The organism is Pseudomonas sp. RIT-PI-r (genome assembly GCF_001297015.1).
Lineage (GTDB): Bacteria > Pseudomonadota > Gammaproteobacteria > Pseudomonadales > Pseudomonadaceae > Aquipseudomonas.
The window spans coordinates 227,334-248,568 of record NZ_LIGE01000023.1 but is presented as its reverse complement, the minus strand read 5'-3'; the positions used below and the strand labels follow the sequence as shown (position 1 = coordinate 248,568).

At 59.7% G+C, this 21,235-nt stretch carries 16 protein-coding genes; 7 read left to right on the top strand and 9 right to left on the bottom strand.

The genetic code is table 11. The features are described from left to right. Positions 1-90: 90 nt before the first annotated feature. The 7 genes from AK821_RS10700 to aspA all read right to left on the bottom strand — a co-directional run bounded on the left by AK821_RS10700 (position 91) and on the right by aspA (position 12,811). A complete protein-coding gene (locus tag AK821_RS10700; RefSeq protein WP_064389615.1) occupies positions 91-1,191 on the bottom strand; it encodes a polyamine ABC transporter substrate-binding protein in 1,101 nt (366 codons plus the stop codon). Continuing rightward, a complete protein-coding gene (locus tag AK821_RS10695) occupies positions 1,188-2,213 on the bottom strand; it encodes a histone deacetylase family protein (RefSeq protein ID WP_064389614.1) in 1,026 nt (341 codons plus the stop codon). Before AK821_RS10695 ends, AK821_RS10700 begins: the two co-directional genes overlap by 4 nt. 205 nt (positions 2,214-2,418) lie before the next feature. After that, positions 2,419-3,411 carry an AraC family transcriptional regulator gene (locus tag AK821_RS10690; RefSeq protein ID WP_064389613.1) on the bottom strand — a complete coding sequence of 331 codons (993 nt, stop codon included), beginning with the start codon at positions 3,409-3,411 and terminating at the stop codon, positions 2,419-2,421. A 95-nt stretch (positions 3,412-3,506) separates the two neighbouring features. Then, positions 3,507-8,147 carry a hypothetical protein gene (locus AK821_RS10685; RefSeq protein ID WP_082355431.1) on the bottom strand — a complete coding sequence of 1,547 codons (4,641 nt, stop codon included), beginning with the start codon at positions 8,145-8,147 and terminating at the stop codon, positions 3,507-3,509. Between the two features lie 131 nt (positions 8,148-8,278). Further along, the gene (locus tag AK821_RS10680) at positions 8,279-9,283 is read right to left on the bottom strand and encodes an asparaginase (RefSeq protein WP_064389612.1); all 1,005 of its coding nucleotides are present in this window, start codon (positions 9,281-9,283) and stop codon (positions 8,279-8,281) included. Positions 9,284-9,453: 170 nt separating this feature from the next. After that, a complete protein-coding gene (locus AK821_RS10675) occupies positions 9,454-10,902 on the bottom strand; it encodes an alanine/glycine:cation symporter family protein (RefSeq protein WP_064389611.1) in 1,449 nt (482 codons plus the stop codon). Between the two features lie 484 nt (positions 10,903-11,386). After that, entirely contained in the window at positions 11,387-12,811 is a 1,425-nt protein-coding gene (gene aspA / locus AK821_RS10670) for an aspartate ammonia-lyase (RefSeq protein WP_064389610.1), read from the bottom strand. Positions 12,812-12,991: 180 nt separating this feature from the next. On the opposite strand from aspA, the gene AK821_RS10665 reads away from it, so the two are divergent. The 5 genes from AK821_RS10665 (at position 12,992) to AK821_RS10645 (ending at position 16,800) form a co-directional block, all read left to right on the top strand. After that, positions 12,992-13,900 (top strand): LysR substrate-binding domain-containing protein, encoded by a 909-nt coding sequence (locus AK821_RS10665; RefSeq protein ID WP_064116481.1) that lies wholly within the window; start codon positions 12,992-12,994, stop codon positions 13,898-13,900. A gap of 330 nt (positions 13,901-14,230) precedes the next feature. Further along, complete coding sequence (gene purE, locus AK821_RS10660) at positions 14,231-14,722, top strand: 5-(carboxyamino)imidazole ribonucleotide mutase (RefSeq protein ID WP_007954291.1); 492 nt, start codon at positions 14,231-14,233, stop codon at positions 14,720-14,722. 10 nt (positions 14,723-14,732) lie between these two features. Further along, positions 14,733-15,815, top strand: a complete 1,083-nt coding sequence (locus AK821_RS10655; protein WP_064389609.1) for a 5-(carboxyamino)imidazole ribonucleotide synthase — start codon at positions 14,733-14,735, stop codon at positions 15,813-15,815. Between the two features lie 109 nt (positions 15,816-15,924). Further along, positions 15,925-16,170 carry a GlsB/YeaQ/YmgE family stress response membrane protein gene (locus tag AK821_RS10650; protein WP_007920223.1) on the top strand — a complete coding sequence of 82 codons (246 nt, stop codon included), beginning with the start codon at positions 15,925-15,927 and terminating at the stop codon, positions 16,168-16,170. Positions 16,171-16,263: 93 nt separating this feature from the next. Beyond that, entirely contained in the window at positions 16,264-16,800 is a 537-nt protein-coding gene (locus tag AK821_RS10645) for a DUF3299 domain-containing protein (protein ID WP_007920225.1), read from the top strand. An 83-nt stretch (positions 16,801-16,883) separates the two neighbouring features. Here AK821_RS10645 and AK821_RS10640 read toward each other — a convergent pair whose 3' ends face one another. Together AK821_RS10640 and AK821_RS10635 are read right to left on the bottom strand one after the other, a co-directional pair. Beyond that, the gene (locus tag AK821_RS10640) at positions 16,884-17,783 is read right to left on the bottom strand and encodes a D-hexose-6-phosphate mutarotase (RefSeq protein WP_064389608.1); all 900 of its coding nucleotides are present in this window, start codon (positions 17,781-17,783) and stop codon (positions 16,884-16,886) included. A gap of 58 nt (positions 17,784-17,841) precedes the next feature. Beyond that, positions 17,842-18,246 carry an acyl-CoA thioesterase gene (locus AK821_RS10635; RefSeq protein ID WP_003229628.1) on the bottom strand — a complete coding sequence of 135 codons (405 nt, stop codon included), beginning with the start codon at positions 18,244-18,246 and terminating at the stop codon, positions 17,842-17,844. A 376-nt stretch (positions 18,247-18,622) separates the two neighbouring features. On the opposite strand from AK821_RS10635, the gene AK821_RS10630 reads away from it, so the two are divergent. Further along, positions 18,623-19,921 carry an MFS transporter gene (locus AK821_RS10630; protein WP_064389607.1) on the top strand — a complete coding sequence of 433 codons (1,299 nt, stop codon included), beginning with the start codon at positions 18,623-18,625 and terminating at the stop codon, positions 19,919-19,921. Between the two features lie 234 nt (positions 19,922-20,155). Beyond that, positions 20,156-21,154, top strand: coding sequence for a phosphate ABC transporter substrate-binding protein PstS (locus tag AK821_RS10625; protein WP_007920246.1), 999 nt, complete (start codon positions 20,156-20,158; stop codon positions 21,152-21,154). The last annotated feature ends 81 nt before the right edge of the window (positions 21,155-21,235 follow it).

Genomic DNA, 21,235 nt, shown 5'->3' with positions numbered 1-21,235 from the left:
GTTAGGTCAGTGGCCGTGGCGGCAGGTGGTACATAGTTATCGCAGGCAAAAAAAGACCCGCAGGTGCGCGGGTCTTTTCTGGCAGAGCTCTCAAGTCCCTGATTTGATTTTGGTCCAGGCCCGGGTGCGTGCCCGCTCGGCATCACGGGGCAACGGTTGCAGGGTGTACAGCGTGCCCATCGCCGCATCCGTCGGGTACAGGTTGGGATTGTTGCGGATCGCCGGGTCGACAAGTTCCGTGGCGTCCTTGTTCGGATTCGGATAACCGACAAAGTCGCTGACCGGTGCAATCACCGCTGGCTGCAGGAGGTAGTTGATGAAGGTGTAGGCGTCCTCGGTGTTCTTCGCGCCCTTGGGAATCGCGAGCATGTCGAACCAGATCGGAGCACCTTCCTTGGGCAGGCGCATATCGACCACCACACCGTTCTTGGCTTCCCTGGCGCGGTTGGCGGCTTGCGAGAAGCTGCCGGAATAGCCGACTGCCACGCAGATGTCGCCGTTGGCGATATCGGCCATGTACTTGGACGAATGGAAATAAGTCACGTACGGACGGATCTTCATCAACAGCGCTTCAGCCTTGGCGTAATCCGCCGGCTTCTTGCTGTTCGGATCGAGACCCAAGTGTTGCAGGGCCAGCGGCAGAATCTCCGACGGCGAGTCGAGCAGGGCGACACCGCACTGCTTGAGTTTGCTGATGTTCTCTTCCTTGAAGATCAGGTCCCAACTGTCCACCGGCGCATTGTCGCCCAGCGCCGCCTTGACCTTCGCCGGATTGAAACCGATCAGGATGGTGCCGTACATGTACGGCACGGCGAATTTGTTGCCCGCATCGTTGGCTTCGATCAGCTTCATCAGTTTCGGATCGAGGTGGTTCCAGTTCGGCAGCTTGCTGCGATCCAGCGGCTGGAATACCCCGGCCTCGATCTGCTTGGCGAGAAACACGTTGGACGGTACCACCACGTCGTAGCCGGAGTTGCCGGTGAGCAGCTTGGCCTCCAGCGCTTCGTTGGTGTCGAAGATGTCGTAGACCAGTTTGGTCTGGGTGTTCTGCGCTTTGAAGTCTTCGAGTGCCTTGGGCGTGATGTAGTCGAACCAGTTGTAGACGCGCAACGTGCGTTCTTCAGCGTGGGCGGCCGTGCTCAGGAGTGCGGCGCACAGGGCTGGCGCGATGAGGTGTGTGAGGGTTTTCATTGCTCAAAACCTTCCAGCACGTTTACCGCGTTGATGCCGATTTCTTCCACAGCGTAACCGCCTTCCATGACGAACAGGGTCGGTTTGCCGAGGGCGGCAATACGCTTGCCCATCGCCAGATAATCCGGGCTGTCGAGTTTGAATTGCGAGATTGGATCGTCCTTGAAGGTGTCGACGCCGAGCGACACGACAATGATGTCGGCGCCGTAGCGGTCGATCTCCTCGCAGGCTTGATCCAGCGCTGCGCTCCACACGTCCCAGCCAGAACCGGCCGGCAGCGGGTAGTTGAAATTGAAGCCTTCACCGGCGCCTTCTCCGCGTTCGTCGTCATAGCCGAGGAAGAACGGGAATTCCGCTTCCGGGTGACCGTGGATCGAGGTGAACAGCACGTCGCTGCGCTCGTAGAAAATCGACTGCGTGCCGTTACCGTGGTGATAGTCGACGTCGAGGATCGCGACCTTTTTGTGGCCCTGATCGAGGAACGCTTGTGCGGCGATGGCGGCGTTGTTGAGGTAGCAATAACCACCCATCAAGTCGCTGGCGGCGTGGTGTCCCGGTGGACGGCACAGGGCGAAAGCGCTGCGTGCGCCGCGCTGGATTTCCGCCTGGGCGGTGAGGGCCACTTGCGCCGCGCTGTAGGCCGCTTGCCAGGTGCCGGCGGTGATCGGTGCGCCGCCATCGAAGCTGTAATAGCCGAGCTGGCCATGCAGGCTGGTCGGTTTGATTGCGCGAAGGGTTCGTGCCGGCCAGGTGTAGGGCAGCAGATCACCGTCGGTGTTGAATTCGGTCCAGCGATCCCATGCCCCCTTGAAGAAGTCGAGATAGTCGCGGCTGTGGATGCGCGCGATGGGCTCCAGTCCGAAGTCCTTCGGCGCCTCGACCGCGCCGAGGTTCTGGTTTTGTACGCGCTGCAAGACGTGGTCGGCGCGCGACGGCATTTCGAAGCACGGTTTGAGCTGGCCATCGATGAGTTCGCAGCGGCCATGGTGCAGGTGGTGATCGTCTGAGTAGATCGTCAGCATTTGTTGTTCTCCGCAGGGCTGATTCGGTTGCCCCCAGTGTTGCGGCGCACAGCGAATCGGAGAACGGCAGGAAAGGCCAAAATGGGATCGATATGGCCAAAAATACTGACCACAATTCGCCCCCTGAGGATCAAAAGATCGCAGCCTTCGGCAGCTCCTGCACCGATCCCTGTAGGAGCTGCCGAAGGCTGCGATCTTTTGACTTTCAAGCCCTGAATTGGCTGGGGGCGACACCGCTCCAGCGCACGAAGGCGTGGCGAAAACTCGCGGTTTCGCTGAAGCCAAGGGTTTCGGCGATACGGTAAATCGGCAGTTGATCCTCACACAGCATCTGCTTGGCCCGTTCAAAGCGCAGTTCATCGAGCAGTTCCTGGTAACTGCTGCCCATGTCCTTGAGGTGACGGCGCAACGTGCGCGGCGAACAGTTCATCTGCTGCGCCAGACCCTCCAGGCCCGGCGCAGCGTTCAACTGCGCACTGAGTAACCGACGGATGCGTCCGAGCCAGGCCTGACGCCCGGTGAACTCCAGATTCTGCTTGCGGCAGCGCTCTTCCATGGCCTGGTGAGTGATGGCATCGGCCAGCGGCAACGGCTGATCGAGCCAGCGTCGGTCGAAGGCGAACGCGTTGTCCTTGGTCGCGAAGTGCAGAGGGCTGTCGAAGTGTTCGGCATAGCTGTCGCGGTAATCGGGGGCGGTGTGTTCGAATCGTGTGGCCAGTAGCGGCAGGGGATGACCAAGCAAATCGTCGCAAATCACTTTCAGTGAGACCAGACAGAACTCGGCATTGAACACCGCCATCGCCGGGCTCTCGCGATAATCCGCCGCGACGAACCAGACGCGCTCGCCATCGTCTTCCAGGCTCAGTTCGAAAAGTGTTCCCAGCAACGCCGGATATCGGATCGCCAGGCGCAAAGCGTCACCGAAGGTGGCACAGGTCAGCAGCGCGTAACCGAGAATGCCGTAGCAGGAAACGTGCATGCGCCGGCCCAGTTCAAGGCCGATATCGTGCTTGAGCGCGACCGCATTGGCGCAGACCTGCATCTCCTGATTGGTGGTGATGCGTGTGTCGGCCCGGTGCAAATCTGCCGCACTGATGCCGCTGCCGGCCAGTAGCGCGTCGCTCGACAAGCCTTCGGCCTTGAAGGTGTTGAGTATCAGCGAAACGGCGTTGAGAGTCGTGAGGTGGGAGTGCAGCATGGGGGCCTCCGTTCGGGTTTGCAGGAAGCGAGCAAGTAGCGTGCCGCGCGAGACGCCCGCTTGTTGGCAGGCGTTCGCAAGGCTGGTCGGGCTACTCAGTCGCTGTTGAAAAACAACGTTTGCGCCTTATCCAGGCCGATCATGCTGCGATAGTAGGCCAGTCGCTGTGCACCGTTCAGTCCGCGAATACTATTGGCTTCCTGCCCCAGTTGCTGCTCCTGCGGTGTCTTGAGGCGCGCATAAAGGAACGCTTTGTTTGGCACCCATGCGGTGGAATAAAGGAAATGTGCATACCAGAGCACTTTGCGCGTAGTCCGGTCGGTGATGGTGTATTCGTCCAGATAGAGTGTCTTGCTACCCTTGAGACGCCGCCGGCTGACGGTCTTCGCGATAGTGATCGCGTTGTTTTCCTGCAGTCGGAGAACAGCCGCTGGCGTGGGTGGTTGCTCCTTGGTCATTTTCAGCAAGGCCGTGCTGGCCTGTTGGTAAAGATCTGCGACGGCATCGCTGAGCTTTTTATTGATAACTGCAGCCGAACGCTGGGTGCTCTCGGTGGCGTTGCTGTCCGTCAGTGCCTGCTCAATGGCGCTGCTGATGTGTTCCAGTTGCAGGGCCTGTTGATGAAACAGAAACTCGACGCCGACTGGCGAGCGCCCTGGCTGTTTGATGAGCTCATTCATGCGCGTAGTAAACGCTGCCAGCGTATCGAGCAAGGTTTGCCCGTTATTCAGACTGGTTTCAAGTACCGGGTTCGGGATCTTGGGTGACTCGCTGCTCAAACGTTCAACCCAGGTTCCCGGTGGCTTCTGATGGAATGTGGCGATCACCTTGTTGGTGAGAGGCGACTTGATGTCGACCAGATCGGTTTCCAGCCCCTGTTCAGTCAGGCGTGGCTCGCCGATCAGCACGCCGTTATAGCGTGTGTGGATAAACTTCTTCTTCGGCCGTGGCGGTTGTGGGTGTGGTACCGGCTGAGTTCTCAAGGTGTCCCGCTCTTCAAGCACCAGCACCAGATTGCGTTGGGCGTGGCGGTTGAACTGGTCGAGTTGGCCGCGCAACCTTGCAAAGGGCGCTTCGAGCACTTGTTCGGCGTAGGTGGTATGCAAGTCGGCAAGGCGTTCATCGAGTACGTTGAATTGCTCGATGAGGTCGTTGAGGCTGTCGATACGCTCGTCGAGCCGTGCGACGCTGCGCTCCCCCAGTGTGTCGCGCAAGGCCTGCACGGCAATGTCGGCGGTGTCGACGATATGGTCGAGGTTACGCCAGGCATCGGCGGCGCTGTTCACTGAGTGCTCGGCCAGGCACGTGTTGCGCGCCAGCGTCACCTGCAATGCTTTGAGGTCGTCGATCGAATACGCAGGAAGTGTTCTGCGCGTGTGTTGCATCAGGCGCAAGCCATCCCTTTTGAATGTTTTCAGTTCTTGCATCCGCGCTTGGATGTTCTCGAGTCGCGCAATCATGTCCTGATTGAGCACGACCATCTGTTGCGCTTCGGCAATTTGCCGATCTTCGCGGACTTCGGCCTGACGCTCGAGATGATCGAGGATGCTGCGCAATTTGGGTGTGAACACGGTCAGTGCTTCACGAATACCGGCATGCGTGAGTTCAAGTTGAGCCTTGAGGTAGCCGAGAGATCTTTGCTGATAGTCGGCTGTTGGCGAAAACACATGCAATGCCCGGAGATCACTCAAGGCCTGGCCATAGGCGGCTCGTTGTGTTTCCAGCGTCTTGAGAAATTGCTCGCGCTGAGCCGCCGCCGTTTCGGTGGTGGCCGTACTCATCGTCTGATGGGCTTGTTCCAGTTCTTGTTGCGCAGTTGCCTTGCGATTTTCGAAGGCTGTCAGACGGGTGCGCAGTTTGTCTGCCTGCCGTTGCCCTTCCGCCTCAGCCGCCCGCGTCAGGCTTGTTGAACCGCCGCCAAGCAAGCGTAAACGGGTATCGACGAACCAGTCTCCGCGCAGATTGCTGATAAGCGCCGGACCTGAGCGTGCGGCTGTTTGCGCATCGATGATGATCACGGTGCCGTTATCGTCTACGGTGACTTCGTACCAGTCCTTGCCTACGGGTGCGTAGTATTTTTTACCCTGGCGATAGAGATGAAGATAGAGACCTGCTTCCGTACTGGCGGCCCCCAGTCCTTGTGGACGCTCGATCTTGAAGTGGTTCAGCACCACGCTCAGGCTTGTCGGTTTGTGATTCACCGCTCCGCTGATGTTCAGTGTTTGCTGCAAGTCTGTCACTTCGTGAGGGGCGCCCTTGGCGAGTTGCTTGAGGGTGCGGGTCGGCACTGAAGGCAGCGGATCTATTGTCGGTTTTGAAGTGGCTGGTTCCTGGCGGGGTCGTGGGTTTTTTGGACTGCGGGCGGCGATATGCAGAGTGATCGCCATGGCCAGATTGAGCATCGTATCGGTGAGCGCTGCCCATTGCGCGGGTTTGTCGTCTTGCTCATGGGCCTCTTTCAGTGCCTGCAATTGATCCATGATTTGCCAGATCCACGTGGCAGCGCCGGCGACGCGCCCGAGAAACGGCAGGATGCCGTTGAACAGTATCCAGCCCGCCCGCTTGAAGCTGGCCCAGCGATTTTCGCTGTTGGATACCGACTGGCGGTCGGCAAGCGTGACCATTGCCTGCGCGTTGGCTTTGAACAGCGCGTTGGGGAGGTCGCCGTCGAGCTTTGTCGAGCTCAAACCGATCGGTCCGCTCATGACAGTGAACTTGCTGGAATCGATCAGAAACTCGGTGACCGTCCAGGGCGACGGCAAGGTGCCGGGGAAAACATAGTTGGCGTAGTCGCTACGGGCGTTGTCCGGCAACCAGGCCAGCACCGAGTCGCGCAGGCTGAACGATTGCTGGATGGCGTAAAGCAAATTGCTGGTTGACGGATATTGGCTCAGGGGTTGGTCGAGCATCGGGCGGTACAACAGGCATGGCCCGGCGCTAGGATCCTCGGGGCCGATCACGAACATGTTGGCGACCTCGTCCTTGCTGCCGTCAGTCCTGCGTTTGGGGATAAAGGCCAGCGGACGCATGACGATGGTCTGGTTCTCGACTAGACGTTTTTTACTGTCGGGTTCCAGCACGGCCATGACGTAACGGTATCCACGCGCATCAATGCCCGCCTCACTGCGGATCTTGCACTGCAGGGCCAGCAACGGTAGCTGGATGCGCAAGTGTCGGGCAAACAGAGCCTGCCGGGCTGCCGACGCCGGCGTGCTGTCGAGCAGTTGTTTTTTGATCAGGGCCGGGTAAGTCGTACCGATGTCCGCGCGGGTGACGAGACCTTCCAGATAATCCACGGTCAGCCATGCAGGCAGTGTCTTGCCACGCGTTGAAACAAGGGTCTTGTCGCCCAGAGGAGGAACCGCGATCAGATTCTGCAATGCCAGATCGACGACGCTGAAGTTGTAGGTGTCGATCTTTCCCGGAACGGTGAACGTGCCCCAGATCACCGGACTTTTTACCTGCAACTGGAGTGACTCCAGCGCCGTTTCCAGTTCCGGTGCGGTGCGCAATTGTTCCGCGTGCTCGAGCAGGGTTTTTGCATGCAGGGCATTCAGTTCGGCCAGCGCGTATTCGCTGATCGGCAGGATGCCATCCAGATAGGACTTTCCCGTGTTTTGACTGTTAAGCGCGGCCAGATCTTTCAGGTGGCGAGAGTAGTTGTTCAGGTCCGGCAGGGAAGCGTCATTCAGCCAGTCGGGAAGGGCGTCTCTGAACCAGTCCAGGCCCGGGCTTTTGTTCTTCGCGGACTCATGCACTTCAGGTGTCGACGTGGATAACGGTTTCTCGCCCTGAGTCGGAACACTGTCGGAGAAGTCCAGTGAACCGATCACATCGATTTGAACGGAGACCAACGCACAGGCCTGGTAGTCGAAAATGCTGCAAGGGGGTTCGAGCAACCGCCATTGCACATCTCGGTAGGTTTCGGCGGCACTGATATGCTCGGGCAAGGTTGCTCCGAGCTTTTCCAGAGAGTCGAATTTCTGGTAACCGTTAAGTAATGAATGGGCAAGGATGACCGTCTCGGTCTTCTGTTTGCCGATCAACACGACCATCGAAACTTCGTTCAGATGCTTGACGTTGTCGCCATCGATCAGGTTGATGGCGATCAGGTATGCGTTGAGCTGGTAGAGATCGTCGGGTTTTCTGTCGACTTGCGCCGGTGTTTGATAAAGCGCGCGTGCCATCGCGCAGTCAGCATCACTCCAGCCTTTTATCTGATTGACGTTCCAGAGCTTGCGCAGGGTGTCGGACAACGCCTGCCAGCGTGGCCCGGAGCTGTCGCCGGTGCTGTTCCAGAACGCCAGCTGCTGTTCCTGGAAGGCCGTGAGCATTATCGGCGCCAGCAAATTGAGCAGGTTGGCGATTTCGTCGATTCGCACTGGCAAATGTACCGCAGGTTCGCTGATCGGTTGTTGCGCAAGGAAGTGCTCGCCTTCGATATACAGGGCCGGGATGCCGTGCACGACCTGGTTGGCGAGAATTTCAGTGAGTGCCTGATAAGCCGTAGGTCCGGCCACTATCTGGTCGTCGTTCAGCGCCCAGGCCGGGCTGCCGACCATTGTGCTGCCGGGATCCAGATCCAGCGCGGGATACATTTCGCGCAAATGCTGGCGCAGCAGGACGGCCGCGACATCGCGCAAGTTGGGTCCGACACTGAGTTGAGTGATCAGCGTTTCAATAGGGTTGGCGTCGCTGACGGCTTGTGGAGTGGAGCTTGAGCTGGATGAAATCATCGTGCATCCCTGCATTGGTGATGGAGCTTCCCGAGGCCAGGCCTCGGGGTTGCTTCATGCTAGGGGGGCACAATCGAGCGATGGTGGTAGATATATATGCTGTGCGGTTTTAATCCTGATAGTCGGAGCGATCAGCTCAGTTCGCCACACAGGTCGAGTTCGATCAGGCGACGTATTTCGGCGTTTTCCAGGCCGGCGCCGAGCAAACCATGCAATTTGCCGAACGCCGCTTCACGGGTCATGCCGCCGCCCGACAGCACGCCGACGCTACGCAGCCGACTGCCGGCTTCATACACATCCAGCTCGACGCCGCCTTCATGGCACTGCGTCACCGCCACCACCACCACGCCGTTGTCGCGCGCGCGGCCGAGGCTGGCGAGAAATTCGGCGTTATCACTCGGTCCGGTGCCACTGCCGTAGCACTCCAGCACCAGACCTTGAATGCCGCTGTCGAGCAGGCCATCGACAACCTCGGCGCCTATGCCCGGGAACAGTGGCAGCACGCCAACCTTGGCCAGCTGTTTCGGCTGGTTGTAGTTCAATGACGCAGGAATCGAGGTGGCTTTCACGCCGCCGCCCTGACGCTCCAGCCGCTTGAACGGATGACGGCCAAAGCTGCGCACTTTCGCGCAACGGGTCGGGTCCAGCAGTTCACCATGGAAGTACAGATGCACGCGTGGCGCCAGGCCTTGGCCGAGCGCGACCAGTGCGCCGCCGAGGTTTTCCCAGGCATCACTATCGGTCACGCCAGCCGGCAGCATGGAGCCGGTGAAGCACACACGGGCGTGCAGGCCGAGCAACTGGAAGCTCATCGCTGCGGCGCTGTAGGCCAGGGTGTCGGTGCCGTGCAGGATCAGCACGCTGTCGCAGCCTTGCACGTCAACGGCATCGACCACTGCTTCACGCAGTTGCTGCCAGTAGGCCGGAGTCATGTTGGCGCTGTCGATCAGCGGCGACATCTCACGGAAGCGCCACTGCGGCACGACGAGTTCAGGCTGGCTGTGCAGGTAGTCGCGCATCCGCGCCTCGAAACCGGACGCCGGGGCCAGACCGTTGGCGCTGGCCTGCATGCCGATGGTGCCACCGGTGTAGAGCACCATGACGTGTTGGGCGGCGGGATAAGTCGAAGGGTTCATAGGATTCTCCGAAACGATGAGTTCCTGTAGGAGTGAGCCTGCTCGCGATAGCGGTCTTTCAGCCAACATAAATGTTGAATGATGAACCGCTATCGCGAGCAGGCTCACTCCTACAGGTTATTGCATCACAATAACTGACGGGCGCAGGGGATGCGCCCGTCATTTACCTGTCAGCGTTGCGCTGCAGGCACGCCTTGCGGCTCGGCATCGGTCTGGCCGGCAGCGGCAGACGGGTTGGTCGGCCAGGCCTTCAGGTCCAGATCCAGATCGGCAAATTTGCTCGAGTCGAACACCGGCTGTTTGACGCCGGCGCGGCGCTGCGCGTCGTAGTCGCGCATCACGCGCATGCCGACCTTGAACAGCATGGCCAGGGCCACCAGGTTGACGAAGGCCAGGCAGGTCATGGTGATGTCGGCGAAGGCGAACACGGTCGACAGGTCCTGCATCGAACCCCATACCACCAGCGCCAGCACCAGACCGCGGAAAATCATCAGCGCAGCGCGATTGCGGGTAAGGAACTGCAGGCTGTTTTCGCCCAGGTAGTAGTTGTAGAGGATGCAGGTAAAGACGAACAGCGACAGCGCGACGCTGACGAACATACGGCCCCAGTCACCAACCACAGCGGCCAGCGAGTTCTGGGTGAGGACGATGCCGTCACCTTCGAAGCCCGGGGTGTAGAAGCCCGACAACAGGATCAGCAGCGCGGTGCAGGTGCAGATCACGAAGGTATCGAGGAACACGCTGAAGGCCTGAACCACGCCTTGCGCGCCCGGGTGCTTCACAGCGGCCACGGCGGCGACGTTCGGCGCACTGCCCAGACCCGCTTCGTTGGCGAACACGCCACGCTTCACGCCCATGACGATGGCGCTGCCGAGCAGGCCACCAAAGGCCGGGTCGAGGCCGAAGGCGCTCTTGAAGATGGTTTCCAGCATGGCCGGCACGTGTTCGATCTGAGTACCGATCACGTACAAGGTCACGCCGATATAGGCCAGGGTCTTGACCGGTACCAGCAGGTCGGACACCGAGGCGATACGCTTGATGCCGCCGATGAAGGTGATGGCCAGCAGCACTGCCAGAACGATACCGGTGTGTTGTGGGTTGAACTCAAAGGCGTTCTGCAGCGAGTGGGTCACGGTGTAGGACTGCAGGCCAATGAAGGCGAAGCCGTAGGTGACCAGCAGCAGGACGGAGAACACTACAGCCATGCCTTTGAGCTTCAGGCCGTGCTGGATGTAGTAGGCCGGGCCGCCACGGTACAAGCCGTCGCCATCGGCGCGCTTGTAGACTTGGGCCAGGGTGCACTCAAAGAAGCTGCTGGACATGCCGACCAGAGCGGTCACCCACATCCAGAACACTGCACCTGGACCACCGAGGGTCACGGCGATGCCGACACCGGCGATGTTGCCTGCACCGACACGGCCGGCAAGGCTGAGCATCAGGGCCTGGAACGAGCTGAGTTGCCCGGCGCTGCCTTTGAGGCTGTCGCGGAACACCGCGAACATGTGGAAGAAATGACGCAATTGAACGAAACGCGAGCGAATCGTGAAGTAGCTACCGAGCCCGACAATGAGCACGATCAGTACTTTCCCTGAGAGGAAGTCGTTAATGACTTCGAGCATGGATTTTTCCTCGCTGTTTATTGTGTAAGCAAATGCTGGATGGAAGAAACATCGTGTTACACCGGTGTGCGCGCGGCACGACGGGTGAGGCGAAGGTTTCGTCCCGGTCCATTTCGCGGGTTTGTTATTAGTTCGGGTTTCGCATGGGTTATGGCCTCGTTACCGACGACCGCTCACGCGAAGAGGGGCGGCACTATACCGATCAGTGGCGCGCCCGTCTGCACGGTAGTGGTGCAAGCGACGAAACGAGGGTGCTGCAAGATCAAAAGATCGCAGCCTTCGGCAGCTCCTACAGGTTTACGTCATCCATGTAGGAGCTGCCGAAGGCTGCGATCTTGGCGGTATCAAATACACAAAACATTTAACGTCCTGCCCGCAAAGAAGTTAAAAAAAAGGGCTTGGGGACTAAATCCCCAAGCCCTCAAAAGGTGAGAGGTGTCTAGTCCCTCGACCTGGTGAGCGGTGCTACAAGTAACGTGTCGGTTCAGCCTTTGAGCGGAACCAGACGCGGAGCAATCATGTTTTCCGGGCGCAGGATGTCGGCGAGCATGGCTTCGTCGAGCAGACCCTCTTCGCGCACCAGTTCCAGCACGCCGCGGCCGCTTTCAAGGGCGAGGCCGGCGATACGGGTGGCGTTTTTGTAGCCGATGTACGGGTTCAGTGCGGTGACCAGACCGATCGAGTGCTCGACCAGTTCGCGGCAGCGCGCTTCGTTGGCGGTGATGCCGACGATGCAGTGCTCGCGCAGCATGTCCATGGCGCGTTGCAGCAGGCGGATCGAGTCGAAGATCTTGAAAGCGATCAGCGGTTCCATCACGTTCAGCTGCAGTTGGCCGCCTTCGGCTGCCATGGTCAGCGCCAGATCGTTACCGATCACTTGGAACGCTACTTGGTTAACGGCTTCCGGGATGACCGGGTTGACCTTGCCAGGCATGATCGAGCTGCCTGGCTGACGCGCTGGCAGGTTGATTTCGTTGATGCCGGTGCGTGGGCCGCTGGACAGCAGGCGCAAGTCGTTGCAGATCTTCGACAGCTTCACCGCAGTACGCTTGAGCATGCCGGAGAACAGCACGAAGGCGCCCATGTCGGAAGTCGCTTCGATCAGGTCGGCGGCTGGAACCAGCGGTTGACCGCTGATCAGGGCCAGACGCTGTACCGCCAGCGCTTGATAACGCGGGTCGGCGTTGATGCCGGTACCGATCGCGGTGCCGCCCAGGTTCACTTCAGTCAGCAGTTCAGGAGCCAGCGTCTTCAGACGGGCCAAGTCTTCGCCCATGGTGGTGGCGAAGGCACGGAATTCCTGGCCGAGGGTCATCGGCACGGCGTCTTGCAGCTGGGTACGGCCCATTTTCAGGACGTGATCGAATTCTTTGCCCTTGGCCGCGAATGCCTGAATCAGGCTGTCGAGACTGGCCAGCAAGGTGTCGTGACCGAGCAACAGACCCAGGCGGATTGCCGTTGGGTAAGCGTCGTTGGTCGACTGCGCCATGTTGACGTCGTCGTTCGGGTGCAAGTACTGGTACTCGCCTTTCTGGTGACCCATTGCTTCGAGCGCAATGTTGGCGATCACTTCGTTGGCGTTCATGTTGGTGGAAGTACCGGCGCCACCTTGAATCATGTCGACCACGAACTCTTCGTGGAAATCACCGCGGATCAATCGGGCACAGGCTTCGCTGATGGCAGCGTGCTTGGCTTCGCTCAGGTGACCCAACTCGCGGTTGGCGTCAGCAGCGGCCTGTTTGACCATTGCCAGGCCGACAACCAGTTTCGGGTAATGCGAAATCGGAACGCCCGAGAGGCGGAAGTTGTTCACCGCTCGCAGGGTCTGGATGCCGTAATACGCTTGAGCCGGTACTTCGAGGGCGCCAAGCAGGTCGTTTTCTGTGCGGAAAGATGCAGCGGAGGACATGATAGAAATCATCTCGATATGGACCCGGTCTGTGCCGGAACGCTGCGAATGCTAGGCTTGTGGGAAATTTTGGGCCAATGCTGTTAAGCACTGCCCTATGCACATTCGGCATAATGCCCGTGTGACGCCGCGTGTGCGGCAGACGTGTGACCTGTTTTGGTGCGTGTCCGGGAGGACGTGATGAATCTGGAAAGCAAATGGCTCGAGGACTTCAGTGCTCTGGCCGCCACCCGCAGCTTCTCGCAGGCAGCCGAACGGCGCTTCGTGACTCAGCCGGCGTTCAGTCGGCGGATCCGCAGTCTGGAAGCCGCATTGGGGCTGACCCTGGTCAACCGCTCGCGCACGCCGATCGAGCTGACGGCGGCGGGGCAGCTGTTTCTGGTGACCGCACGCACCGTGGTCGAACAGCTCGGTGAAGTGCTGCGTCATTTGCATCATCTGGAAGGCGGGCAGGGCGAAGTGATGCAAGTCGCTGCCGCTCACTCGCTGGCGCTGGGTTTCTTCCCGCGCTGGATCGCGCAACTGCGTAATGAAGGCTTGAACATCGCCACTCGGCTGGTCGCAACTAACGTGGGTGACGCGGTGCATGCGTTGCGTGAAGGCGGCTGCGATCTGATGCTGGCGTTCTATGACCCGGACGCGGCGATGCAGATGGACCCGGAGATTTTCCCCTCGCTGCATTTGGGCCAGACCGAGATGCTGCCGGTGTGTGCGGCGGATGCGGAGGGCAAGCCGCTGTTCGATCTGGAAGGAGAAGCGAGCGTGCCGTTGCTGGCTTATAGCGCCGGGGCGTTTCTCGGGCGTTCGGTGAATGGCTTGCTGCGTCAGCGTCAGTTGCGCTTCACCACTATTTACGAAACCGCGATGGCTGACAGCTTGAAGAGCATGGCGCTGGAAGGACTCGGCATTGCCTGGGTGCCGCAACTGAGCGTGCGGGCCGAGCTGGCGCGTGGCGAACTGGTGGTCTGCGGCGGCCCGCAATGGCATGTGCCGCTGGAGATTCGCCTCTACCGCTGCGCCTTGGTACGCAAAGCCAACGTGCGATTGTTGTGGCGCAAGCTTGAAGGCGGCGCCGCGCAAGCTTCCTGACCCTACGCGGACCCCTTGTAGGAGTGAGCCTGCTCGCGATAGCGTCTGCACATTCAACGATGATGTGACTGACACACCGCCATCGCGAGCAGGCTCACTCCTACAGGGATTTGTGGTGTTGCGGCGCTGACCTTCAGGTCAATAAAACCGGGCCTTTCGCTCATTTGACAGATGGTCGTTTCGGGGGCTGTTTATTGCTTTCTTTGCGGTATACTGCGCGGCCTTCGGCCGGCACGTCCGGCCATTTTTCGTACAATCAAGCCACGCAACCTGCGTGGCTTGTTGTTTTATGACGCGCCTGCGGGCGCTCCAGAGAGAAGAGGCGCGACGATGAGTGCACTGGTTGGCGTGATCATGGGCTCCAAGTCCGATTGGTCCACCCTTAGCCACACCGCCGATATGCTGGAAAAGCTCGGCATCCCGTACGAGGTCAAGGTGGTCTCTGCCCATCGCACCCCGGATCTGCTGTTCCAGTACGCCGAAGAGGCTGAAGGCCGCGGCATCGAGGTGATTATCGCCGGTGCCGGTGGCGCAGCCCACTTGCCAGGCATGTGTGCGGCCAAGACCCACCTGCCGGTGCTGGGCGTGCCAGTGCAGTCGGCCATGCTCTCGGGCGTCGACTCGCTGCTGTCGATCGTGCAGATGCCAGCGGGCATTCCGGTCGCCACCCTGGCCATCGGCAAGGCCGGTGCGATCAACGCCGCGCTGCTCTCGGCGAGCATCCTCGGCGCCAAGCATCCACAGTTCCACGCGGTACTGAAAACCTTCCGTGCCGAGCAGACAGACAGCGTCCTGGACAATCCAGACCCACGTATTGCCTGAGGTTGTTGAGATGAAGATCGGTGTAATCGGTGGCGGCCAGTTGGGTCGCATGTTGGCCCTGGCGGGCACTCCGCTGGGCATGAACTTCGCTTTCCTCGACCCTGCGCCGGACGCCTGTGCGGCCGCGCTGGGCGAACACCTGCGGGCCGATTACGGCGATCAGGATCATCTGCGCCAACTGGCCGATGAAGTCGATCTGGTGACCTTCGAGTTCGAAAGCGTCCCGGCCGAAACCGTGGCATTCCTCTCGCAGTTTGTGCCGGTTTATCCGAGCGCCGAAGCCCTGCGCATCGCTCGTGATCGCTGGTTCGAAAAGAGCATGTTCAAGGACCTGGGCATCCCGACGCCGGCCTTCGCCGACATTCAATCGCAAGCCGATCTGGATGCTGCCGTGGCTTCGATCGGTCTGCCGGCCGTGCTGAAAACCCGTACCCTGGGTTATGACGGCAAGGGCCAGAAAGTCCTGCGCAAGCCGGAAGACGTGGTAGGTACTTTCGCCGAACTGGGCAGCGTGTCCTGCCTGCTGGAAGGCTTTGTGCCGTTCACCGGTGAGGTCTCGCTGATCGCCGTGCGTGCCCGCGATGGCGAAACCAGGTTCTATCCGTTGGTACACAACACCCACGACAGCGGCATCCTCAAGCTGTCGGTGGCCAGCACCGATCACCCGTTGCAGGCGTTGGCCGAAGACTACTCGAGCCGGGTGCTCAAGCAACTCGACTACGTCGGCGTCATGGCGTTCGAGTTCTTTGAAGTCGACGGTGGCCTCAAGGCCAACGAAATCGCCCCACGTGTGCACAACTCCGGGCACTGGACCACCGAAGGCGCCGAGTGCAGCCAGTTCGAAAACCACCTGCGCGCCGTTGCCGGCCTGCCGTTGGGTTCGACGGCCAAGGTTGGCGAGAGCGCAATGCTCAACTTCATCGGCGTCGTTCCGCCGGTTGAGAAGGTCATCGCCATCGACGATTGCCACCTGCATCACTACGGCAAAGCCTTCAAGGCCGGGCGCAAGGTCGGTCACGCCAATCTGCGCTGCGCCGACATGGCCACGCTGCAGGCTCAGATCGTCAAGGTCGAAGCGCTGATCGCCGAGTAAAACAGTTTCATGTGGCAGCGGCGGAACCATTCAGGGGCCGCCGTTCTCTCATGGCAGGATGCCAAAGTCTGACTAGGCTTCGCATATCTATCTTTGAGAGGGAATTGCCATGGGAATTATCGGAACCATCTTTATCGGCTTGATCGTCGGCCTGCTGGCACGGTTCCTGAAACCGGGCGATGACAGCATGGGCTGGATCATGACCATCCTGCTCGGTATCGGCGGTTCGCTGGCGGCCACTTACGGCGGCCAGGCTCTGGGCATCTACCACGCGGGCGAGGGCGCAGGTTTCATCGGCGCACTGGTTGGCGCAATCGTGTTGCTGGTGATCTACGGCCTGATCAAAAAGAACTGATCCAAAGCGACAAAGCCCTCTCTGCCAAAGTGGCCGGGAGGGCTAGAATGCTCGGCGATTCACTGTTCCTTCCTTTCTATACCGAGCACTTTCATGCGCCGTCTTCTGTTGACTCTCCTCTTCCTGGGCAGCGGTTTGGCCCACGCCGGCGAACTGCCGGAAACCGACTGGCTCGAACTGATGCCCAAGTCGGACCAAAAGGCCCTCGAGGCCATGCCTGAAATCGACCACAACTCCCCGGAAGCCACCGGCACCTTCACCGAGAAGGGCGGGATGAAACAGGCCAAAGGTCTGCCGGCGGTGATGTATTCGACCAAAACCGTGGCGTCGATGAACGACAAACACATCCGCATTGGTGGTTATCCGGTGCCGCTGGAGTCCGACGCCAAGGGCCGCAGCACGCTGTTCTTCCTCGTGCCGTACCCGGGCGCGTGCATCCACGTGCCGCCACCGCCGCCAAATCAACTGGTGCTGGTGCGGTATCCGAAGGGTTTGAAACTGGACGATATCTACACGCCGCTGTGGGTGACCGGCACGCTGAAAGTCGAGAAGGTCAGCAATGACCTGGCGGACGCGGCGTATGCGCTGGAAGCGGACAAAGTGCGGGTGGTGCAGGAGTCTGATCTCTAAAGCAAAAGATCGCAGCCTGCGGCAGCTCCTACAGGGAAATGCATTCCAATGTAGGAGCTGCCGCAGGCTGCGATCTTTTGATCTTAAAGCGCTTTGCTGTCGACGCTAACACCCATGGTATGGCTCGCCCCTGGTGCGAGCGTGACGATGTCATCCATCACGTTCGCCGTCTCGATGCACAACATGCGCTGCCAGCCATCGTTGTCCATGTCGGCCAATGCCGCCGCGCGATCGATCCACGGGTTCCAGATCACCGCCGTGCGTGAGCCGGTAGCCGTCAGCACAATGCGTCGTTCCCACGTTGGATCGACAATGCTCAGCTGTGGCGGCGCATCGAGGTAGATGCGGTCGGTCTCACCGGCAAAATGCAGATCGCCTTGCTGACTGTTGGTTTTCCAGTCATCCAGCGTTTCGATGTAATTCAAACCATCGACACCGTCGACGTGCACATGGCGCACATCACTGACCGCGAAATAAGTGTGCAGCGCCTGACTCAGGCTGACGGTTTCACTGCCGCGGTTGTGGCTGGTGAGGCTGAAGCTCAGTTGCTCGGACAAATGCAGGGTCAGGGTCAGATCGACCTGATGCGGCCAGCCCGGCAGGCCACCCTCGGGGTAGGGCAGTTTGAACTCGACCTTGATGCCGTCAGCCTCTGATTCGATGCCGCCCAGTTGCCAATCCATCGCCCGCACCAGACCGTGCGCGGGCGCCGGTTGCGCACCGGTGTACATGGCCTGCACGCTCTGCGGGTTGCGTTCGAACTTGCCGAACCACGGCCAGCACACCGGCACACCGGCGCGAATGCTTTTGCCAGTCTTGAAGTCGGCCTTGTCGTTGAGCCAGATGATCGGTGGTTGCCCATCGATCTGATAACTGAGGATGTGCGCGCCTTGCTGGGCCACCAGCACTTCGGCCTGACCGTGGCGGATGCGCCAGCAGTTCAGTTCATCCAGTTTCACCGCTTCAACGTTGGGCGTGTTCATGGGACAGCTCTCGATCAGACACTTGGGACGATTATCGACCGTAAAACGGCCGCCAGGTTTAACGCGCGCGTGGCGGAACCGAGCGAGTGCGGCCGCTGCCGTCGATGGCGACGAAGACAAACACGGCTTCGGTCACTTTACGCCACTCGCTGGACAGCGGGTCGTCGCTCCACACTTCGACCATCATCTGGATCGAGCTGCGGCCGATTTCCAGGGTCTGGGTATAAAAGGACAATTGCGCGCCGACTGCCACAGGCACAAGGAACGCCATGCGGTCGATGGCCACGGTGGCGACGCGGCCACCGGCGACACGGCTGGCCATTGCGGTGCCGGCCAAATCCATCTGCGCTACCAGCCAGCCGCCGAAAATATCGCCAAAGCCGTTGGTTTCGCGCGGGAGTGCGGTGATTTGCAAGGCCAGGTCGCCTTGCGGGATCGGATCTTCTTGTTCGAGCTCTATCATGCCGGGGGTGCCTCTGACCCGTGACTCTTGTTGGTATTGCTGGTGGTAGCCGTCTTCAGGAAAAACGATTCAGCACCGAACATACTACGTTCGTCACGTTTTCCATAAGGCGCCTGAAGGAGAAACTCTGCGAAACCGGCTAATCCCGAGCAAAGGCCGGGCCAACGACGTTTTCGCACAGCAACCCCTTACAAACCGGAGCAGGTTGCGAGTATATCGGTCGGTAGACTCCGCGACGACCGTCCGGTTCTCATTTCGACCGTCAAATACGCGCCTCTATGTGCTTTTTCGAACAATTTGCTATGGTGCCGAACCTGCCCAAGCCACCGCCAGCGTTGTTGTGGCGGCAGATCCGACTATAAGAGAAGCCCTTGCCATGACCACAGCGCCTTCGAGCCTCGCGCAGCCCGAGCAACCCGCACGACCGTTGACCCGCAATGACTACAAGACTCTGTCGCTGTCTGCCCTCGGTGGCGCGCTGGAGTTCTACGATTTCATCATCTTCGTTTTCTTCGCCACCGTGGTCGGCAAGCTGTTCTTCCCGGCCGACATGCCCGAGTGGCTGCGCCTGATGCAGACCTTCGGCATCTTTGCCGCCGGCTATCTGGCTCGGCCGCTGGGCGGCATCGTCATGGCGCACTTCGGCGATCTGCTGGGGCGCAAGAAGATGTTCACTCTGAGCATTTTCATGATGGCCGTGCCGACCCTGATCATGGGTCTGCTGCCAACGTATGCACAGATCGGCATGTGGGCGCCGATCCTTCTTCTATTGATGCGCGTAATTCAAGGCGCGGCGATTGGCGGTGAAGTGCCGGGCGCCTGGGTCTTCGTTTCCGAACACGTACCGCAAAAACACATGGGCTACGCCTGCGGCACGCTCACCAGTGGCCTGACCGCCGGTATTCTGCTCGGCTCGCTGGTGGCCACGGCAATCAACAGCATTTATACGCCGGCGGAAGTTTCTGATTACGCCTGGCGGATTCCATTTCTGCTGGGCGGCGTATTCGGCCTGTTCTCGGTCTACCTGCGCCGCTGGTTGCACGAAACCCCTGTGTTCGCCGAGTTGCAACTGCGTAAAGCCTTGGCAGAAGAAGTGCCACTGCGCGCCGTGCTGCGTGATCATCGCGGGGCGATTGCGATCTCGATGCTGCTCACCTGGCTGCTTTCCGCTGGCATCGTCGTGGTCATTCTGATGACCCCGACCGTGCTGCAAACGGTCTATCACTTCACGCCGACCGAGTCGCTGCAGTCAAACAGTCTGGCGATCGTCTTTCTGAGCATCGGCTGCGTCATTTCCGGCGCACTGGCGGATCGCTTTGGTGCCGGCCGCGTATTTGTGTTCGGTTGCCTGGGGTTGCTGATCAGCTCCTGGACCTTCTATCACAGCCTCGCCGATCACCCGAACTGGCTGTTCCCGCTGTACGCATTGACCGGTTTTCTGGTCGGCACCATTGGTGCGGTGCCATATGTGATGGTTAAGGCCTTCCCGCCGGTGGTGCGCTTCAGCGGGTTGTCGTTCTCGTACAACGTGGCTTACGCGATCTTCGGCGGGTTGACGCCGATGGTGGTCAGTCTGTTGCTGAAAGAAAGCGCGATGGGGCCTGCCTACTATGTAGCGGTGCTGTGCGCGATGGGGATTCTGGTCGGGGCGTGGCTGTGGAAGAAGGGGCGCTGATCCAGGATTCTGCATCAGATGTTCTGACGCCATCGCGAGCAGGCTCACTCCTACATTTGGAACGCATTTCAAGTGTAGGAGTGAGCCTGCTCGCGATGGGGGCAACACGAATCATCCTGCAAAAACCCGAATAATGGCCTTTCATCCAATTGTCATATTTCAGCCATAGAGTGTTCACACGGCCTGCTGATACTTGGCCCCGACTTAACACACCCTATCTGCTAGGAGTAAGGCATGAAACTGAAGCGTTTGATGGCGGCAATGACTTTTGTCGCTGCTGGCGTTGCGACTGCCAACGCGGTTGCCGCTGTTGACCCTGCTATCCCGAGCTACACCAAGACCACTGGTGTGTCGGGCAACCTGTCCAGCGTCGGCTCCGATACCCTGGCCAACCTCATGACCCTCTGGGCTGAGAACTACAAAAAAGAATACCCGAACGTCAACATCCAGATTCAGGCCGCTGGCTCCGCCACTGCGCCACCTGCGCTGACTGAAGGCACCTCCAACCTGGGCCCGATGAGCCGCAAGATGAAGGACACCGAACTGGCGGCCTTCGAGCAGAAGTACGGCTACAAGCCAACCGCTATCCCGGTTGCCGTGGATGCCCTGGCTGTATTCGTGCACAAGGACAACCCGATCCAGCACCTGACCATGGAACAGGTTGACGCGATCTTCTCGTCGACCCGTCTGTGCGGCGCCAAAGCCGATGTGAAAACCTGGGGCGAACTGGGTGTGACCGGCGACCTGGCCAACAAGCCGGTTCAGCTGTTCGGCCGTAACTCGGTATCCGGCACCTACGGCTACTTCAAAGAAGAAGCCCTGTGCAAAGGCGACTACAAACCGAACGTCAACGAACAACCAGGTTCCGCTTCGGTCGTGCAGTCGATCAGCTCTTCGCTGAACGGCATCGGTTACTCGGGTATCGGTTACAAGACCGCCAGCGTGAAAACCGTGCCATTGGCCAAGAAAGGCAGCACTGACTTCATCGAAGACACCGAAGAAAACGCCCTGAACGGCAAGTACCCGCTGTCGCGCTTCCTCTACGTTTACGTCAACAAAGCCCCGAACAAGCCTCTGGCTCCGCTGGAAGCCGAGTTCGTGAAACTGGTGCTGTCGAAACAGGGCCAGGAAGTTGTGGTGAAAGACGGTTACATCCCACTGCCAGCCAAGGTTGCTGCAAAAGCACTGGCTGACCTGGGTCTGCAGGAAGGCGGCGCTGTCGCAAAGAAGTAACAAATTGAGTCCAGGGTGAACCCCACCGGACTCAGGTAAAAGGCCGGATCTGCACGCAGGCCGGCCTTTTCCACACCTCAA

Bases quoted from the DNA above. Each gene is read 5' to 3' on its own strand.
- AK821_RS10700 (WP_064389615.1), bottom strand. From the start codon at position 1,191: ATGAAAACCCTCACACACCTCATCGCGCCAGCCCTGTGCGCCGCACTC.
- AK821_RS10695 (WP_064389614.1), bottom strand. From the start codon at position 2,213: ATGCTGACGATCTACTCAGACGATCACCACCTGCACCATGGCCGCTGC.
- AK821_RS10690 (WP_064389613.1), bottom strand. From the start codon at position 3,411: ATGCTGCACTCCCACCTCACGACTCTCAACGCCGTTTCGCTGATACTC.
- AK821_RS10685 (WP_082355431.1), bottom strand. From the start codon at position 8,147: ATGATTTCATCCAGCTCAAGCTCCACTCCACAAGCCGTCAGCGACGCC.
- AK821_RS10680 (WP_064389612.1), bottom strand. From the start codon at position 9,283: ATGAACCCTTCGACTTATCCCGCCGCCCAACACGTCATGGTGCTCTAC.
- AK821_RS10675 (WP_064389611.1), bottom strand. From the start codon at position 10,902: ATGCTCGAAGTCATTAACGACTTCCTCTCAGGGAAAGTACTGATCGTG.
- aspA (WP_064389610.1), bottom strand. From the start codon at position 12,811: ATGTCCTCCGCTGCATCTTTCCGCACAGAAAACGACCTGCTTGGCGCC.
- AK821_RS10665 (WP_064116481.1), top strand. From the start codon at position 12,992: ATGAATCTGGAAAGCAAATGGCTCGAGGACTTCAGTGCTCTGGCCGCC.
- purE (WP_007954291.1), top strand. From the start codon at position 14,231: ATGAGTGCACTGGTTGGCGTGATCATGGGCTCCAAGTCCGATTGGTCC.
- AK821_RS10655 (WP_064389609.1), top strand. From the start codon at position 14,733: ATGAAGATCGGTGTAATCGGTGGCGGCCAGTTGGGTCGCATGTTGGCC.
- AK821_RS10650 (WP_007920223.1), top strand. From the start codon at position 15,925: ATGGGAATTATCGGAACCATCTTTATCGGCTTGATCGTCGGCCTGCTG.
- AK821_RS10645 (WP_007920225.1), top strand. From the start codon at position 16,264: ATGCGCCGTCTTCTGTTGACTCTCCTCTTCCTGGGCAGCGGTTTGGCC.
- AK821_RS10640 (WP_064389608.1), bottom strand. From the start codon at position 17,783: ATGAACACGCCCAACGTTGAAGCGGTGAAACTGGATGAACTGAACTGC.
- AK821_RS10635 (WP_003229628.1), bottom strand. From the start codon at position 18,246: ATGATAGAGCTCGAACAAGAAGATCCGATCCCGCAAGGCGACCTGGCC.
- AK821_RS10630 (WP_064389607.1), top strand. From the start codon at position 18,623: ATGACCACAGCGCCTTCGAGCCTCGCGCAGCCCGAGCAACCCGCACGA.
- AK821_RS10625 (WP_007920246.1), top strand. From the start codon at position 20,156: ATGAAACTGAAGCGTTTGATGGCGGCAATGACTTTTGTCGCTGCTGGC.